Annotated in this window: 17 protein-coding genes and 12 tRNA genes; 2 read left to right on the forward strand and 27 right to left on the reverse strand. The window is 49.1% G+C overall.

Going from position 1 to position 15725, the window contains the following annotated elements; all coding sequences use genetic code 11:
- Window positions 1-100 precede the first annotated feature (100 nt).
- The 27 genes from BW931_RS09350 to acpS all read right to left on the reverse strand — a co-directional run bounded on the left by BW931_RS09350 (window position 101) and on the right by acpS (window position 13185).
- Window positions 101-177 (reverse strand) — tRNA-Ile (locus BW931_RS09350).
- 11 nt (window positions 178-188) lie between these two features.
- Window positions 189-262, reverse strand: a tRNA-Gly gene (locus BW931_RS09355).
- A 22-nt stretch (window positions 263-284) separates the two neighbouring features.
- Window positions 285-361, reverse strand: a tRNA-Pro gene (locus BW931_RS09360).
- Between the two features lie 14 nt (window positions 362-375).
- A tRNA-Arg gene (locus tag BW931_RS09365) sits at window positions 376-449 on the reverse strand.
- Between the two features lie 15 nt (window positions 450-464).
- Window positions 465-549 (reverse strand) — tRNA-Leu (locus BW931_RS09370).
- Window positions 550-565: 16 nt separating this feature from the next.
- Window positions 566-650 (reverse strand) — tRNA-Leu (locus BW931_RS09375).
- Between the two features lie 7 nt (window positions 651-657).
- Window positions 658-730: transfer RNA gene (locus tag BW931_RS09380), tRNA-Lys, on the reverse strand.
- 97 nt (window positions 731-827) lie between these two features.
- Window positions 828-902, reverse strand: a tRNA-Gln gene (locus BW931_RS09385).
- A gap of 13 nt (window positions 903-915) precedes the next feature.
- A tRNA-Asp gene (locus BW931_RS09390) sits at window positions 916-992 on the reverse strand.
- A 7-nt stretch (window positions 993-999) separates the two neighbouring features.
- Window positions 1000-1071 (reverse strand) — tRNA-Glu (locus BW931_RS09395).
- Between the two features lie 6 nt (window positions 1072-1077).
- Window positions 1078-1169, reverse strand: a tRNA-Ser gene (locus BW931_RS09400).
- Window positions 1170-1174: 5 nt separating this feature from the next.
- Window positions 1175-1249 (reverse strand) — tRNA-Asn (locus BW931_RS09405).
- A 140-nt stretch (window positions 1250-1389) separates the two neighbouring features.
- Entirely contained in the window at window positions 1390-1845 is a 456-nt protein-coding gene (locus BW931_RS09410) for a SprT family protein (RefSeq protein WP_076571820.1), read from the reverse strand.
- Between the two features lie 78 nt (window positions 1846-1923).
- Window positions 1924-4071, reverse strand: coding sequence for a Tex family protein (locus BW931_RS09415; protein ID WP_008591084.1), 2148 nt, complete (start codon window positions 4069-4071; stop codon window positions 1924-1926).
- A gap of 121 nt (window positions 4072-4192) precedes the next feature.
- Window positions 4193-4783 carry a SpoIIE family protein phosphatase gene (locus BW931_RS09420; RefSeq protein WP_076571822.1) on the reverse strand — a complete coding sequence of 197 codons (591 nt, stop codon included), beginning with the start codon at window positions 4781-4783 and terminating at the stop codon, window positions 4193-4195.
- The gene (gene sigB, locus BW931_RS09425; RefSeq protein ID WP_008591080.1) at window positions 4783-5565 is read right to left on the reverse strand and encodes an RNA polymerase sigma factor SigB; all 783 of its coding nucleotides are present in this window, start codon (window positions 5563-5565) and stop codon (window positions 4783-4785) included. Before sigB ends, BW931_RS09420 begins: the two co-directional genes overlap by 1 nt.
- Entirely contained in the window at window positions 5537-6016 is a 480-nt protein-coding gene (gene rsbW, locus BW931_RS09430) for an anti-sigma B factor RsbW (protein WP_008591078.1), read from the reverse strand. Before rsbW ends, sigB begins: the two co-directional genes overlap by 29 nt.
- Window positions 6016-6348, reverse strand: a complete 333-nt coding sequence (locus BW931_RS09435) for an STAS domain-containing protein (protein WP_076571824.1) — start codon at window positions 6346-6348, stop codon at window positions 6016-6018. The genes rsbW and BW931_RS09435 overlap by 1 nt, the downstream gene beginning before the upstream one ends.
- A gap of 66 nt (window positions 6349-6414) precedes the next feature.
- Window positions 6415-7425, reverse strand: coding sequence for a PP2C family protein-serine/threonine phosphatase (locus BW931_RS09440; RefSeq protein ID WP_076571826.1), 1011 nt, complete (start codon window positions 7423-7425; stop codon window positions 6415-6417).
- Between the two features lie 16 nt (window positions 7426-7441).
- Window positions 7442-7843 (reverse strand): anti-sigma regulatory factor, encoded by a 402-nt coding sequence (locus BW931_RS09445; RefSeq protein WP_076571828.1) that lies wholly within the window; start codon window positions 7841-7843, stop codon window positions 7442-7444.
- A gap of 3 nt (window positions 7844-7846) precedes the next feature.
- Entirely contained in the window at window positions 7847-8203 is a 357-nt protein-coding gene (locus tag BW931_RS09450) for an STAS domain-containing protein (protein WP_008591068.1), read from the reverse strand.
- The gene (locus tag BW931_RS09455; protein ID WP_076571830.1) at window positions 8200-9114 is read right to left on the reverse strand and encodes an RsbT co-antagonist protein RsbRA; all 915 of its coding nucleotides are present in this window, start codon (window positions 9112-9114) and stop codon (window positions 8200-8202) included. The genes BW931_RS09450 and BW931_RS09455 overlap by 4 nt, the downstream gene beginning before the upstream one ends.
- 186 nt (window positions 9115-9300) lie before the next feature.
- Window positions 9301-9651: a type II toxin-antitoxin system PemK/MazF family toxin gene (locus BW931_RS09460; protein ID WP_008591062.1), complete on the reverse strand. Its 351-nt coding sequence runs from the start codon at window positions 9649-9651 to the stop codon at window positions 9301-9303.
- 5 nt (window positions 9652-9656) lie between these two features.
- Window positions 9657-9920, reverse strand: a complete 264-nt coding sequence (locus tag BW931_RS09465) for a CopG family ribbon-helix-helix protein (protein ID WP_076572030.1) — start codon at window positions 9918-9920, stop codon at window positions 9657-9659.
- Window positions 9921-10028: 108 nt separating this feature from the next.
- Window positions 10029-11195, reverse strand: a complete 1167-nt coding sequence (alr, locus tag BW931_RS09470; protein WP_076571832.1) for an alanine racemase — start codon at window positions 11193-11195, stop codon at window positions 10029-10031.
- Between the two features lie 80 nt (window positions 11196-11275).
- Window positions 11276-12781 carry a bifunctional ADP-dependent NAD(P)H-hydrate dehydratase/NAD(P)H-hydrate epimerase gene (locus BW931_RS09475; RefSeq protein WP_076571834.1) on the reverse strand — a complete coding sequence of 502 codons (1506 nt, stop codon included), beginning with the start codon at window positions 12779-12781 and terminating at the stop codon, window positions 11276-11278.
- 47 nt (window positions 12782-12828) lie between these two features.
- Window positions 12829-13185 carry a holo-ACP synthase gene (gene acpS, locus BW931_RS09480; RefSeq protein WP_076571836.1) on the reverse strand — a complete coding sequence of 119 codons (357 nt, stop codon included), beginning with the start codon at window positions 13183-13185 and terminating at the stop codon, window positions 12829-12831.
- Between the two features lie 117 nt (window positions 13186-13302).
- On the opposite strand from acpS, the gene BW931_RS09485 reads away from it, so the two are divergent.
- Window positions 13303-13917 carry a rhomboid family intramembrane serine protease gene (locus BW931_RS09485; protein ID WP_076571838.1) on the forward strand — a complete coding sequence of 205 codons (615 nt, stop codon included), beginning with the start codon at window positions 13303-13305 and terminating at the stop codon, window positions 13915-13917.
- A 59-nt stretch (window positions 13918-13976) separates the two neighbouring features.
- Window positions 13977-15617: an ABC1 kinase family protein gene (locus tag BW931_RS09490; RefSeq protein WP_076571840.1), complete on the forward strand. Its 1641-nt coding sequence runs from the start codon at window positions 13977-13979 to the stop codon at window positions 15615-15617.
- The last annotated feature ends 108 nt before the right edge of the window (window positions 15618-15725 follow it).

Genomic DNA, 15725 nt, shown 5'->3' on the forward strand with positions numbered 1-15725 from the left:
TCAAACTCTCCATAAAAGAGATTGATTAGCTCAATCATAATTCGTTCAAAAAATTGACGCATGGCATAAAACATTGTTCAGTTTTCAAAGATCTAATTCATGGTGGGCCTGAGTGGACTTGAACCACCGACCTCACGCTTATCAGGCGTGCGCTCTGACCAACTGAGCTACAGGCCCATTAGTTAAAATGGAGCGGGTGAGGGGAATCGAACCCCCGTCATCAGCTTGGAAGGCTGAGGTTTTACCACTAAACTACACCCGCATTAAGTTATTGGAAGTAACGATGGTCGGGAAGACAGGATTCGAACCTGCGACCCCTTGGTCCCAAACCAAGTGCTCTACCAAGCTGAGCTACTTCCCGTAAGAAGAAAACAGTGCGCCCGAGAGGACTTGAACCCCTAACCTTCTGATCCGTAGTCAGACGCTCTATCCAATTGAGCTACGGGCGCCTATATACTGATGAATGCGGTCGAGAGGACTTGAACCTCCACGGGATTAACTCCCACTAGGCCCTCAACCTAGCGCGTCTGCCGATTCCGCCACGACCGCATATAAAGAAATGAAATGGTGCGGGTGGAGGGACTTGAACCCCCACGTCGTAAGACACTAGATCCTAAATCTAGCGCGTCTGCCAATTCCGCCACACCCGCAGGGAAGTGAGCCATGGAGGGCTCGAACCTCCGACCCTCTGATTAAAAGTCAGATGCTCTACCAGCTGAGCTAATGGCTCCCTGTTAAAAACTTTCAATTATATCCGTTTTTCAAGCGCAAAAACTATTTTATAATTTCCATACTTGAAAGTCAAGAGAAAAATCAAAAAAGAAAAATGGCTGGGCTAGCTGGATTCGAACCAGCGCATGACGGTACCAAAAACCGTTGCCTTACCGCTTGGCTATAGCCCAATCATTTAAATAGTGGCGGTCCGGACGGGACTCGAACCCGCGACCTCCTGCGTGACAGGCAGGCATTCTAACCAACTGAACTACCGGACCGGACTAATGACCCGTACGGGATTCGAACCCGTGTTACCGCCGTGAAAGGGCGGTGTCTTAACCACTTGACCAACGGGCCATATAATGGCGGAGAAGGAGGGATTCGAACCCTCGCGCCGCTTACGCGACCTACACCCTTAGCAGGGGCGCCTCTTCAGCCAACTTGAGTACTTCTCCGTATATGGCTCCACCGGTAGGATTCGAACCTACGACAAATCGGTTAACAGCCGATTGCTCTACCACTGAGCTACGGTGGAATATGATGTCGCAATAACCAGCGACGTAAAACATCTTACATGATATGAAAGTTTATGTCAATCATATTTGCATGAAAATATGTTTTTTCGCCGTTCCGCTTTCAACGGCTATACTAACTTAACACGCGGCTTCAAATTCGTCAATATCCATCATCCACCTTTTCTAAAATACCTTTGCATCTGCCACATCTGTATTTATCCGTGTTCACCCGGCGCTTCCGTCTGTACGTAACACCGCATCTCCGACATCTGTAATGGTGGAAGTCCTGTTTTTTCGAGGAAGGGAGCGGAGTGCAATGTCTTGGTGAACCCGTTTCTTCCATTAAACGACGGAAGTCTGCATCCCGGTGATGATATCCTTTTCCTTCTATATGGAGGTGATAATGACACAACTCGTGTTTTATGATCCCCTCCAGTTCTTCCGGACCGCATTCTTCCAGGTACAAACGATTGATTTCAATACGTCTTTCCTTCGGGATATATCTTCCGCCTGTAGTACGGAGACGGGGATTGAATCTTATGTCATCACGGAACTCGCGCGCAAACTCTCTCCGCGATATTTCTTTCGTCCACTCCAGCAGCTGCTCATCCTCCATACTTCCATCCCTCCTCTTTTCACAAAAGATGGCAGACCTCCCGCGGAAGGCCTGCCCGTACTTAGCCGCACCCCAAACTCAGGATTTTTTCACCATAGTCAGAGCTACGCGCTGTTTTTTCAGATCGACTTCCTCGACCCAGACCGTCACTACGTCTCCGACCGAAACTACGTCCATCGGGTGCTTGACGAAACGTTGCGCCAGTTTGGATATATGGACGAGTCCGTCCTGTTTCACGCCGACGTCGACGAAAGCTCCGAAGTCCACGACGTTCCGCACCGTTCCTTCAAGTTCCATACCGGCTTCCAGATCCTCCATCGTCAACACGTCCGTTTTCAGCAGAGGCTTCTGAAGATCATCCCGAAGGTCCCGCGACGGTTTCTTCAACGATTCAATTATATCTGAAAGGGTCCACTCTCCGACATCAAGCTGCTCCGCCGTATGTTTCAGATCTATACCCGCGAGCTTCCCGGCGAGTACGTCAGACCCGGCGTCTTCTTTTTCCAGGTCAAGCTCTGCCAACAGCTTACGGACCGCCGGATAACTTTCCGGGTGGATCGGCGTCCGGTCCAGAGGATCCTCCCCTTCCGGCAGTCTTAAAAATCCGATACTTTGTTCATACGTTTTCGCTCCCAGCCTCGGTACGTTTTTCAAGTCTTTCCTGGTAGCGAACTTCCCGAGCTCTTCTCGTTTTTTTACAATATTTCCGGCGACTGTTTTATTCAGTCCGGATACGTACTGCAAGAGAGAGGAAGAGGCGGTGTTGGCATTCACTCCTACCTGGTTCACTGCCGTTTCCACGACGAAAGTGAGCGATTCGTTCAGTCGCTTCTGGCTGACGTCATGCTGGTATTGTCCGACCCCGATCGATTTCGGGTCGATCTTCACCAGTTCGGCGAGCGGGTCCTGCACCCGTCTGGCAATCGAGACGGCACTTCTTTCTTCCACCTGAAAATCCGGAAATTCTTCGCGGGCAAGTTTCGATGCCGAATACACACTGGCCCCGGCTTCATTCACAATCATGTAAGGAGCGTCCCAGCTGTGTTTCTGAATCAGTCCTGCGAAAAACTGTTCCGTTTCCCGGGAAGCTGTTCCGTTACCGATGGCGAAAAGTTCAATATCGTGCTTTTTCATCAATTCCTGTACTTTCTTCTCCGCCCCCTGATAATCCTTACGGGGAGGAGTCGGAAAAATGACTGCAATATCAAGAACTTTACCGGTCTCATCCACGACGGCCAGTTTACACCCGGTTCTGTAAGCCGGATCGATGCCGAGAACTGTTTTTCCCTGGAGAGGAGGCTGCAGCAAAAGACTCCTCAAATTTTTCGAAAACACGTCAATCGCCTGTTCTTCCGCTTTTTCCGTCAGTTCATTCCGTATTTCCCTCTCCACGGAAGGTTTGATCAGCCGCTTGTACCCGTCCTCGACAGCTGCGTGAAGAATGCCCGTCTTCTCCCCGGCACTTCCTGTTTTCCGGTGGAGATAGTCGAGTATTCTCTCCTCCGGCGGCAGCACCGCCACTTTCAGTACATCTTCCTTCTCTCCACGGTTCAGGGCGAGCACGCGGTGGGAGGCTACCGCTTTAAGGGACTCCTGGAATTCGTAATACATTTCGTAAATCCCTTTTTCATCCTTCTCTTTCTTTTTAGCTTCGGAAGTAAGAGAGCCGTCATACGTTTTATTCCGTATATGATCACGGTATTCCGGCTCATCCGCCACCCACTCTGCCACGATATCCTGTATTCCCTGCTGTACCTCTTCAAGCGTATGTAAATCGTTCTCTTCGGAATAATACTTCCGGGCCTCTTCTTCGATGGATAAATCAGATTTGTTCCATACCAGTTCAGCGAGCGGCTCCAGCCCTTTTTCTTTCGCTACTGTTGCTCTCGTTCTGCGCTTTTGCTTATATGGACGGTAAAGGTCTTCGATCCGCTGCAGTTTCGAAGCTTCCTGAAGTTCCTTCTCAAGTTCCGGCGTCAGCTTGCCCTGCTCATCGATCAGGCGCGTTACTTCTTCTCTTCTTTTACGTACGTTCTGTTCATAAGTATAGTTGTCCTCAATATCCTTGATCTGGACTTCATCCAGACCGCCCGTCATGTCTTTCCGGTACCGGGCGATAAATGGCACTGTAAAATCCTCTTCGAGTAAAGCCAGTACTTCCTTGACGGAAGATTCTTTGATGGATGTCTGTCCTGCTACTTTCTGAATCAATGTCTGTTCTGCCACTCATTCTTCCTCCCTAAACGTTCTTCTTTTCATTTTAACAGAAATTCACCGGTCCAAACCGGGGATTACGATGTTACACGAAATACAAAATTCCCCATTCCCGCCTGCGGAAATGAGGAACTCAGTTGTATTCCATTGCAATAAGGGTCGTGTCATCCGAACGCGACTCCCCGAACTCGATATCATACTGCTCGATAAGATCCTGCACGGTACGAGCCTGGTAAAAGAGCTTGGATAACTTCCTCTCATCCACGCCATCCGAAAATACAAGGAACCGCATTCCCTTCTCGAGATCTCCGCGTTTCACCCTCAACTCTCTGGGGTAGCCGGCGAGAAAACCGGGGAGCGGGATATTCCTGCTTTTTTTGCCGGAGCCGTCGACAACGACAATACCTATATTCCCGATGGAAGAATAGGCATACGTTCCTTCTTTCTTATCAATACGAAGGATGCCGAGCACTACGCCTCTTTTTCCGTCAAGAACACGGTTACATTTCTCGATGAGTGATCGGATCGTATCGTCCGGATTCTCTTCTATCACCTTCATAACAGCTTTGGAAGCATCTTTGGCCAGTTCTCCGCTGCCCAGACCGTCTGCCAGTGCACAGATGAAATTATTTTCCGTTTCATTATAGATGAAGCTGTCTCCGCAGTAGTAGTTTCCCTGCTTCGGTTTTTGATACGTTGCCACATTCAAAGCTGTATCCGACATCAGCGGAACGCCTCGGATGATTCGGACTGAAGAGCTTCTCTCAGTTTACGCAGGGCGCGGCGCTGCAGACGGGAAACGTGCATCTGTGAAATGCCGAGCTGTTCTCCGGTATCCTTCTGGCTCATATTCTTGAAATACGTGCACTGAAGAATCTCCTGCTCCCTTTCACTGAGAATAGGGAGTACTTTCTCCAACAGCATGCGCTGATCGATATTTTCATATCCATCTTCCTGATCACCGATGAGATCAAGGATCGTCACCGTACTTCCGTCAGAATCCGCTTCTATTTTACGATCGACAGATAGAGCTTTGTAGCTTTTGCCCATCTCCATCGTTTCCAGCACATCTTCCTCGGAAACTTCGAGATATTCGGAAATTTCCAGTACGGAAGGGGAACGCTGCAGATCACTCGTCAGTTCTTCCGATGCTTTTTTGATCTTCGGCCCGAGCTCCTTAATACGTCTTGGTACGTGTACACTCCACGTCTTATCCCGGATAAAACGTTTTATCTCTCCGATGATCGTAGGAATGGCGAACGATTCAAACGATTTCCCGAACGACGGGTCATATCTTCTGATAGCGGCCAGCAGTCCGAGCATTCCTACCTGTACAAGATCTTCGTGGATAGTACTGTTTTTGCTGTACTTCCGTGCGATAGATTCCACAAGATCATTATAGGTGAGTACGATTTTCTCCTGTATTTCCTCATCACGCGGGTGTTCCTGAAGATACGCTATCCACTCGTATACTTCATCATTGTGATGTTGAGACTTGGTCGCCATCACGGCCCACCTCGTTTTCATGGAGATACTTCGTCATAAGTACGATCACTCCATGCTCACTCTTGATTTCCACTTTATCCATCAAGGCATCAATAAGAAACAGACCGAATCCGCCTTCGCGGAGTTCTTCCACGTTATCTTCCTGCTGGTATGGTCCTATTTCTTCTTTGACGGCTTCCAGATTAAAGCTTCCTCCATGGTCGGCCACCATGATTTCCAGACGATCTTCATAAACCCCGCAACCTATAGTCAACTCACCATCTTCATCACTTTTATACGCATGTTCCACACCGTTTGTGATCGCTTCTGATACTGCGACTTTCAGATCTTCGATGTCTTCGTAATTGAATCCCATGCGGCTTGCAATACCGGAGATACTAAGACGGACTACTCCGATGTATTCCGGTTTTGCAGGAACTTTCACTTCAATGAAATCAAAAGCATTAACCATTACATTCCACCTCTGACTGATGTGTTGATATCCATTATTTCCGTAAGACCGGTTATCTTGAACAGCCGATAAACCCGTTCGTGCATATGAACCAGTTTCATATCGGACCCGTGTTCTTTCGTGGACTTAAGGGCGCTGATGAAAATGCCGAGGCCGGTAGAATCCATATAGTTGACCGCACCAAGATCCACCTCTACCAGGGCACCTTCCGTTTCCGTCAGCGGAAGCAGCTCCTGTTTAAGTTTCGGAGCCGTAAAGGCGTCCACTTCCCCGTCCAGAGTCATAACCGAATGCTTCTCTTCGGGCTTTGTAACATCTATGCTCAAATTCACTTAAGACACTCCTCCCTGTATTTCCTCAAAGTAACTAATCATCTTCATTCCCACACTCACGACCGGCTAAACATCCCTTTTCAGGACAATCAGTGTGAAATCGTCCCGCAGTTGAAAATCCTGCAGCCGCTCGAAGTATTTATAAACACTTTCTACAATTTCCTGAGACGAAAGGTGTTTATACTCACGGATGACTTCAAGGATTTCTTCCTGTTCAATGAAGTCATCCCCCTTGCGGCATTCCGTGACCCCGTCCGTCAACAGCACAAGCATATCGCCTTTGTCCATCTTTCTTTCGTATTGTTCATACATGGCATCAGCCGATACACCCAGCACAAGTCCGGGAGCGGAGATCTCCTCGAACTCGTCTTTTTCTTTATGGTAATAAAAACCCGGTTCGTGCCCTGCGGAGGCGTACGTGAGGGTGCTGGATTCCGTGTTATACATACAGTACATCATCGTAATGAACATATTGGAATCCACGTTTCTTTCAACGACCCGGTTCAGGCTGCCGAGTATATACTTCGGATCCATACGCATCTCCGGAAAGCTGTCCATCGCGTATTTGATCATGGACATGCATAAAGCCGCAGGTACCCCTTTTCCTATTACGTCGGCTACTGCAACACCCAGCGAACCTTCATCATCCACAACGAAATGGTGGTAATCTCCGTTCATCTGTCTGGCGGGGACACTTAACGCTCCAATGTCCACCCCTTCCATTTCGGGTTTCACAGTAGATAATAAGGTTTTCTGCATATTGGCAGCGACGGCTATTTCAGACTTGAGCTCCAGCTGTTTTTCACGCAGAGCCTGAAATTCCTGATAAGCCAGACCATAAGACATCATCGTTTCCATTAAAAAATCGAAGGAATCAAGAATATAATCAGGCAGTTCAGGGTATAGTTCCTGCAACGAACGCAGATGCACGTTTATTATCTCTTCCGGAGAAATGTTCTGCTGCATCGACTGCTTACTGAACTGCTCCGCCTGATAAAGAGCACGCTCATCTTTCGTACGGATGTACTCATCGAGCAGATGCCGGTAGTTCTCGAGGTCCAGCTTTAACGTGTTCATTATTCACCCTCCCTTGTTATCGGAGCCATTTCGTAGACTCGATTGTGGTTCCTTCGCCGGACTTCGAAATGATATCGAATTCATCCATCAGCCTCTTCACCCCGGGCAGACCTGCACCAAGACCTCCGGAGGTGGAGTACCCATCTTCCATCACCTGGGCCAGATCACTGATTCCGGGCCCTTCATCGGTAGCTTTTATAGTTATCCCTTTCTTTTGAACGGTTTCAATAGCTTCAAAACAAATCTTACCGGCGCCGGCATACAGGTATATGTTACGGGCAAGCTCTGAGATGGCTGTTGCGATTCTGGCCTGATCCACCGTTTTGAAACCTACTTGTGTAGCGATATCCCGGCCCATCTGTCTTGCCGCCACGATATCCCATTCCTTTTTTATATATACACAGGACTGATCGCTCATACCTTACTCCTCCAATTCTTGACGCAACTTTATCAACCCTTGTTCAAGATCCAGCGCAGTCGGTACGTCTTGCAGATGAATGCCAAGATCGATCAGGGTCACTGCGACAGCTGGTTGTATACCGGTGAGTACGACTTTTGCCCCCATGAGGTCGGACATCGTTACGACATCGCCGAGCACTTTGGCGATGAAGGAGTCGACGATATCGACAGAAGTCAGATCAATGACTACCCCCGTGGCTCCACTTGAATGAATCTTTTCAAGCAGGTCTTCCTGGAACTGGATAGCCGTTTTGTCATCGAGTTCTGTCTGTATGGATATCAGCAGGTAATTGTGCAGTTTCAGAATTGGAATTCTCATTCTTCTTCACTCCTATCCAGGGAATCTATAAGATTTTCTATTTCTTCTTCACGGTTCGTACCTTCGACTATTTCCCTGTTTGTAAGCTCAAGCGCCGTCTGGAACCCTTTCCTCAAGGAACTCTTCGTCGGGAATTTCCCTAAGTCGATGCCCAGGTTGACGATCGTCTGAGCGATCTCCGGACGGATTCCGACGAGAATACAGCGGGAGCCGATTAAACGTACTGCTTCTGCCGCCTGAATGATATGGTGAGCCACCATCGTGTCGACCACCGGCACACCCGTAATATCAATCAGTACGACTTCGGCATTGTGTTTGATCACTCCGTCGAGCAGGCTTTCCATAACCATTTTTGCCCTCTCGGTATCTATAGTACCGATCAGAGGCATGATCGTAATGTTGTCCATTACCGGAATAAGCGGAGCGGAGAGTTCCTGGAGAGCCATCCGTTGAAGGGAGACGATGTTCTCCCAGCTGCCCGAGTATTCGGACACCAGTTCGTTCACCAGCGGGTCCACCCATTCATCCACTTTCTCAAGCACCCACGGGAAGTAGTCGTCACCCAGTTCGTAATAATTGTCGGCTTCCGAAAAATCAAGATCCTCCCATTTGTGGATAATGAACTTAACAACGCTCCTGCGGAAGACCTGCATCCCGTCTGTTAGATACGTAAGCGGCCAGCCGAGGTTAATCAGTTTCTCCGCAAACTCATCAAGCGGTGTTTTAGCTATCTTTCCTTTTTGGATGCCTTCGAAAATCGCGTTCGCAAACTCCCGGTTCGTATTTTCGAGTGCTTCATCGGAAAGCGACTGGTAAAAGGCACCGCCCTGATTCTTCTTTACCTGTTCAATCCACATCCGTACTATTTCATCACTGTTATCCAATACTACGTCTTTTAAAATCTTCTCCATCTATCATTACCTCCACGCTATGGAAAGCTTCGTTTGAATTTATTACTGCCTTTATTTTAACAAAAATACTTTGTCAGGTGTACTAAACGGAATACATTAAGTATTATTGATGCCCGAAATGTATTATTTTGAATATTGTGTTAAAAATTTCCTTAATAAACAAGGAGACTGCCAGCAAGCAGTCTCCTAAAAATCGATAAGCCCCAAACTGATCTGTAAGGCTTTGTTCACACGAAGCATCATCGATTCATCCAGATGTGTAATCTTGTCTGTCAAACGCTGTTTATCGATTGTTCTGATTTGTTCCAGTAATATAACAGAATTCCGTTCAAATTGATACTTTTCTGCATTGATCTCTACGTGAGTAGGCAGTTTAGCTTTTTGTATTTGCGCTGTAATTGCCGCTACGATTACAGTGGGGCTGAAACGGTTCCCGATGTCGTTCTGCAGGACAAGCACGGGGCGAACTCCCCCTTGTTCAGAACCTACTACCGGTGACAAATCAGCGAAATAAACGTCTCCTCGTTTGACCATCAAAGGATTCACACCCCGCTCACTAATTGCTCGAGGGTGTGCTCCGCCTCCTCTTCAGCCTGGAAAGCTTCTGAAGCGATAGTTAGATTGATTTTAGCCATTTCCATATACCCCTGACACATAGATTCCCGAATCTGCCGTTCTTTTTTCTCACGCAAATACATCCTTATTGCCTGACAAAGAAAATCATTTCGATCGCACTCTTCTTCTATTGTGTAACTGTCCACTTCGTTCAGAAGGGTCTCCGGAACTTTAAGAACAATTTCCTCCATGCTCTCTGACAAACGATACACCTCCACGATTCTCTCTAAAAAATCCAGTCATCTGCTAATTATAATAGTACCATTGCAGAGGGGTGAATGCAAAGAGCTATTTGAAGATCAGACGAGAGGATGCTGGAGTCTGTGAGACGTGGAAATCACCTCATTATTTCTTTTAAAAATCCTCGGAACGCGACTGGTGATGAGGCACGGAATTTCGTAATTGATCGTGTCCACATAATCGGCGACCTCGTCCATCTCTATTTCCTCATCTTCCTGCCTGCCGATGAGGACCACTTCCGTTCCCGTCGGATAACATTCATCCAGACGCACCATAAACTGATCCATACAGATACGTCCCACGATTTCGCATCTCTTTCCGTTCACGAGCACTTCCATCCCCTGCAGTTTGCGGATCCAGCCGTCCGCATACCCAAAGGGGACCGTTCCGATCCACTCACCCGGGTCAGTCCGGTAGGTGGCGCCGTAACTGATTGCTTCCCCTTCCTCGAGTTTTTTAACGTGGATGAGTGTACTGTGAAGGGAGAAGGCAGGTTGCAGATCTATCGGCCTCTCCTCTTTCACCTTTCCGGAGGGGTAAAGACCATACATGCCGATTCCGAACCTCACATATTGAAACATATGTCCAGGAAATCTCATGCCGGCTGCACTGTTCCCCGTATGTACGTCCACTTCCCCGCTCCAGGACTCACCGAAATATTCAAGAAGACGGGCAAGGCGTTCATTCTGTTCCCTGTAATGAGACAGATCTCCTTCATCCGCGGTGGCAAAGTGAGTGAATACGCCGGTAAGCTGCACGTTTTCTGTGCTGCGAAGGGCGGAGAGCACACTCTCCATCTCCGTCTCCGACCGGACTCCGATCCTTCCCATGCCCGTATCGAGTTTAAGATGGACGTGCAAAGGAGTCTCTCCCGTGTCTCTGACCCGTTCAATCCACTCTTTCTGGTACACGGTCACGGTGATGTTCTCCCTGGCAGCAAGCAAAGCATCTTCCGGGCGCGTATACCCCATGACCAGGATCGGCACGGTTATGCCGGCTTTTCTTAACCGGAACGCTTCATCCAGCAGTGCCACGGCAAGACGTTCAGCCCCCGCTTCGATAGCGGTCCGGGCCACCTGGATGTCCCCGTGCCCATATCCGTTCGCTTTCACAACTGCATAAACACCCGTCTTTTCAGATAGACGCCCTCTCATTTGCCGGACGTTATAATGTATGGCATCCAAATCGACTTCCGCAAAAGAATCCCGGTAAAACTTCTCTTCCATCTCTTCCATCTCCCACTTTATTGGTTTCTTTCGTCATTTATGCGCCTTTACCGTCTCACCCGGTAAATCAACGCTTTCCCCTATTCCTTAATATACGTACGAAAAACGGAGGACAACCCTTCCACAACGTCCGTCGGGAGCAGATCATACACCGTTCTCTCTCCCGCTGTCAGCAGTTCGGCCGATTTCCCATGGAGAAAACAGCCGTTCGCAAGAGCTTCCAGAGGATGTTCATGCTGCATCAGCATCGTCAGCAGGATACCGGTGAGCACGTCGCCGCTCCCTCCTTTTGCCAGACCTTCATTTCCGGAGGATTCCACAATCTGCCGCCCATCCGGAGCCGTTATGATCGTATGCGGCCCTTTCAGAACGACATAAACTCCGTAGTCACGCGCGAATTTACTGCTTATCGAAAAAGGATTCCGTTTCACTTCTCCCGTACTTTCACCGGTAAGGTCGGCCATTTCTTTCACATGCGGAGTAACTACGGTCACTTCCTCCCTTTCTTTCAGCACGTCCAGCAGGAAGCGGAGGTGATACAGACCGTCCGCATCGATCAGAAGGGGCACCTTCGTCTCTTTAAGAAGTGTTTCCATAACAGCACGGCCCGGTTCTTTTCGTCCCATGCCGATACCTGCAGCGACTGCATCTTTCCCCGTGAGCGAGTCAGTATCTATCCCGGATATAACTCCATCTACCTCTTCCGTACCCATAAACATCACTTCAGGGAGGGAACCTGCCGCAGAGGGGATGTTGCCAGGCACAGTCGCCGCCGTCGTCAGACCGGCACCGGCTCTTATGGAAGCTTTCGCTGCCATTACGAGGGCACCGGGCATCATCTGTGCTCCTCCGATCAAAAGTCCTTTTCCCCGGGAACCTTTATGGGCAGAGGCAGGGAATCGAGGGTAGCCTTCTTTCACATCTTCTTCCGCCCGCCATTCCCTTGCCGGATCCGTGACTGACAGAGGCGGGAGACCGATATCCACCACTTCCGCCTCCCCGTAGTAACCCGAGGTATGTTCGGTAAAAAGAGAAAGCTTCGGTGCCTGGACGATGAACGTCGTGTCCGCTTTCACCGCTTCGAATTCCTCTTCCCCTTCATCTGCAGGCAAGCCGGATGGGATATCTATACTGACCCTGTGCATCCCGGACAGGTTCACGTCGCGGACGAGATCATCGAAAGGAGGCCGCAGAGGACCTTTCACCCCTATTCCGAGCATGGCATCAATAACTACTGTGCCTCGGTTCCATTCCTGTTCCGTGAGTTCAGCAAGATCATACCCGCTCTTCATATACACATTTTTGTGATAAAGGGCGTCTCCTTCGATTTTCTCATCAGGCACTACCTGGACGGCTGTAACGTCAAATCCCTGATCTTTCAGAATTCTGGCGATAACGTAGCCGTCCCCTCCGTTGTTGCCTCCCCCGATCAGCACGAGGAATTTCTCGTCCTTCGGAAATTTCTCCCGGATTCTCCCGGCGAGGGTTCGCCCCGCATTTTCCATCAGAATATAGCCTTCCCGTCCGTACTCATCCATCGCCCGTCTGTCCCACTCATACATTTCCTCTGCACGCACTATCTGCACATTCATCCCTCCCGGATCGTTTTTTTATTCGGACAAGCTAACGAAAGTTATATTCTCTCCACTACCACGTTCGCCACTGCATAGTGCTCACTGTGGGAAATGGAGACGAAAAATTTCACTTCCTCCCGACCTTTCACAGTAAGAACGGGTTTACCGTAACCGTCCGCCTCCGTCTCAATCTGCCGGAAACCTATACGTCCCACCCCGGTTCCGAGCGCTTTACCGACAGCTTCTTTGACAGCGAACCGTCCCGCCATAAATTCTTTTTTCCTCTTTTCGGAGAGGGAGTAGTATCTCCTCTGCTCCTGGTCAGTCAATATTCGTTGAATAATCCGGGGGTTTCGCTTTATACTTTTTGTAATACGACCAATTTCCACAACGTCTATTCCGATGCCTGTAATCATTGTTCATCCTGTCCTTTAATTATAGTAATTTCCCCTCGTCCGGGATGAGGGAAACGTGCTTTCCCCTAAAGCAGGCAGCACTTAAAAAGTACATGTTGTACACAAAGGAGACCGCCCATGTTTTTACGTACCGAAAGTTTCAATGATTTCCTCAAGCTTTATCCGGTTATCGCATTTCTCACCGGCCTGCACATCCTTCTGTGGCTGATAATGGATGTGTTCTCTTTCCCTTTTGCGGTAGAATGGAAGCAACTCGGGGTTGGAAACAACTTCCTGGTCAGTCAAGGGGAGTACTGGAGACTTCTTACTCCGATTTTCCTTCACGCCGGACTTTCCCATACGCTTTTCAACTCTTTCACTCTCGTACTGTTCGGGCCGGCGCTTGAGCGTATGCTCGGAAAAGTGAAATTCATCATCGCCTACCTGCTGGCAGGTATTGCCGGAAATATAGGAACGTATGCCGCAGACCCCGGGGCGTTTTATTCCCATCTCGGGGCCTCCGGAGCCATCTTCGGGCTGTTCGGGGTCTATGCTTACATGCTGTTTGCCCGGAAAGACCTTCTGGATCAGGCCAGTTCCCAGATAATCGGCGTAATCATCGTTCTCGGACTAATTATGACGTTTTTGCAGCCGAACATCAACGTTCTCGGCCACTTATTCGGCTTCATAGGAGGGCTGGCACTGGCTCCTCCTTTGCTGAAAAACATCAAACCCGGATTCTTTTTCCGATAAAAAAACGTGGAAAAGCACTTTTTCTTTTCTTTTGAAGATAAATTGGAAAGGAGGCGCCTATGAAACTGTCAGCATCCAGGCGGTATCGTGAAGTTCTGAAAGTATTTTCAAGGCACGGACTGAGCCAGGTTCTTGAAGGAGCCGGTCTCAGAAAAGCAAGAAACCGGGCCACAACAGGCGTCCACCTGCGGCAGGCTTTTGAAGAGCTCGGTACGACGTTCATCAAATTCGGCCAGATTCTCTCCACCCGTCACGACCTGTTACCCGAAAAAATAACCGCTGAACTTGAAAAGCTTCAGACCGGTGTCTCTCCTCTGCCATTCGACAGCGTCCGGGGCGTTCTTGAAGAAGAACTGGAGGAGATTTCCCGGCATTTCAGACACATAGAAGAGAAACCACTGGCCTCCGCCTCTATAGGTCAGGTACACAAAGCCGTAACGATCGAAGGGACGGAAACAGTTGTGAAGGTGAGGCGGCCGGGGATCACCGAGCAGGTGGAGCTGGACCTCAAAATATTGTCGAGGCTCAGCCACCGGCTCGTGCATTTTCCTGGAATCGAAGAAACGAGACAGATTGAGGATCTGTACTACGAATTCGCAGGCACGATGCGGGCAGAGCTCGATTTTCTGAGGGAAGCCGAAAATATCAGTCAGATCTCCCGTAACTTCGAGGACTGGCCGGACGTCATCATCCCGTTCACCGACCCCGAACGGACCACTTCCCGCGTATTGACGATGGAATACATGGAGGGTCTGCGGTTCGGGGAGTTCCGTGAAAAACATGAAGAGGATCCCGGGTTTCAGAAAACGAGAAAAGAAATCGCCGAACTTTCCGCCGAGGTGCTGTTCAAAATGATTTTCGAGGACGGATTTTTCCATGCGGATGTCCATCAGGGAAATTTCCTTCTGAACGAAAACCACGAACTGATCGTTCTTGATTTCGGCATGGTAGGTTCCATTGATCAGCAAACCCGGCAGAAGCTGATGAATATCGCCCTTGCTTTCTCGTCGAACGATGCTGAACTTCTCACCGACGCTCTTCTCGATATTACAATCGAACCCGTCCAGGGCACGGACATAGATGCTCTCATCTCCGACATTAAGCGATTGCTGTACCGGACTTCCGGACGCGTACTTGAAGATATTTCGCTCGGAGAGGTGCTCGGCAAAATTTTCACCCTTCTCCGCCGCTATCACCTGAGACTTCCACCCACCTCCGCTCTGCTTTTCAAGACGCTCATCATGGCGGAGGGTACCGCCCGGGCAATCGATCCCGGATTCGAACTGCACAACACCATCGAAAAGCAGGGGAAGCGATGGATGAAAGAAAGGTATCGTCCGGATTATGTAAGCCGGGATATGTGGAGGTATGCAAAACTCTGGAAAGACATCGGAACGGAAACACCGCTCATGATCAAGCGGATGATGCGGAAAGGGATGAACGTCGGGGTGGAACCGAAGGGATGGGAGAATATAGTCGCCCATTTCCACATGATGGTAAACCGGATTGCAGTCACGCTGCTTCTCGCCTCATTCATTATTGCTCTTTCCCTGCTTCTTTCCGTATTCCGTCCGGATGAAGGGTACCAGCTGCTTTCATGGTTTCTGTGGGGACTGTTCTTTCTTTCTATTGTACTGGGAGCTTCTCTCATCATTTCTATACTCAGCTCGAGACATAAATTCAAACATAAAAAACGCTGATGCCTTCATGTACAGACTGCCGGGGAACCATTCTCCGGCAGTCTTTTTCATATCCGGAAAATGACAGCATAAAAAAAGAAGATACGCGAATCCCGGCGCACAGCCGAA

It is taken from the genome of Salimicrobium salexigens (assembly GCF_900156705.1).
In the GTDB taxonomy this organism is placed as follows: Bacteria; Bacillota; Bacilli; order Bacillales; family Halobacillaceae; genus Salimicrobium; species Salimicrobium album.

Excerpts from the sequence above, each read along its gene's own strand:
- BW931_RS09420 (WP_076571822.1), bottom strand. The coding sequence starts at position 4,783 with ATGTCGGATACAGCTTTGAATGTGGCAACGTATCAAAAACCGAAGCAG.
- acpS (WP_076571836.1), bottom strand. The coding sequence starts at position 13,185 with ATGATTACAGGCATCGGAATAGACGTTGTGGAAATTGGTCGTATTACA.
- BW931_RS09440 (WP_076571826.1), bottom strand. The coding sequence starts at position 7,425 with ATGAACACGTTAAAGCTGGACCTCGAGAACTACCGGCATCTGCTCGAT.
- BW931_RS09410 (WP_076571820.1), bottom strand. The coding sequence starts at position 1,845 with ATGGAGGATGAGCAGCTGCTGGAGTGGACGAAAGAAATATCGCGGAGA.
- BW931_RS09465 (WP_076572030.1), bottom strand. The coding sequence starts at position 9,920 with ATGGAGGAAATTGTTCTTAAAGTTCCGGAGACCCTTCTGAACGAAGTG.
- BW931_RS09490 (WP_076571840.1), top strand. The coding sequence starts at position 13,977 with ATGAAACTGTCAGCATCCAGGCGGTATCGTGAAGTTCTGAAAGTATTT.
- BW931_RS09450 (WP_008591068.1), bottom strand. The coding sequence starts at position 8,203 with ATGAGAATTCCAATTCTGAAACTGCACAATTACCTGCTGATATCCATA.
- alr (WP_076571832.1), bottom strand. The coding sequence starts at position 11,195 with ATGGAAGAGAAGTTTTACCGGGATTCTTTTGCGGAAGTCGATTTGGAT.
- BW931_RS09485 (WP_076571838.1), top strand. The coding sequence starts at position 13,303 with ATGTTTTTACGTACCGAAAGTTTCAATGATTTCCTCAAGCTTTATCCG.
- sigB (WP_008591080.1), bottom strand. The coding sequence starts at position 5,565 with ATGGCGACCAAGTCTCAACATCACAATGATGAAGTATACGAGTGGATA.
- BW931_RS09445 (WP_076571828.1), bottom strand. The coding sequence starts at position 7,843 with ATGAGCGATCAGTCCTGTGTATATATAAAAAAGGAATGGGATATCGTG.
- BW931_RS09455 (WP_076571830.1), bottom strand. The coding sequence starts at position 9,114 with ATGGAGAAGATTTTAAAAGACGTAGTATTGGATAACAGTGATGAAATA.
- rsbW (WP_008591078.1), bottom strand. The coding sequence starts at position 6,016 with ATGGTTAATGCTTTTGATTTCATTGAAGTGAAAGTTCCTGCAAAACCG.